This window comes from Robinsoniella sp. (assembly GCF_034124845.1).
On sequence record NZ_JAWYAJ010000545.1, the window covers coordinates 1 to 274 of the forward strand.

Annotated in this window: 1 pseudogene; it reads right to left on the reverse strand. The window is 41.6% G+C overall.

Going from position 1 to position 274, the window contains the following annotated elements:
* Positions 1–48: 48 nt before the first annotated feature.
* Positions 49–274: pseudogene (locus ACH2DQ_RS27085) on the reverse strand (hypothetical protein); the annotation flags it as partial.

Consider the following 274-nt stretch of genomic DNA (forward strand, 5'->3'; position numbering starts at 1 on the left):
CGATAGTCAGCAAGATAGCCGTTTCACACTCGGAGATATCATTCAGGTTTATCCTTGATGAATGCCTTTATCGGTACAAGTGGCTTCTTTCGTAATGCTCCATTCACCATAATTGTGTCCCAGTGCCGGAATCTTGACCATGTCCTTTTCCTCGTTGCATCTTCTGCAATAAATAGATTTGGATCCATCCTCCGTGCAGGTTGCAACTTTATTAATTGTGTAATTGGTTTTCCAGTCATGTCCTAATGCTGGAATTGCTTCTGTTACTACATCA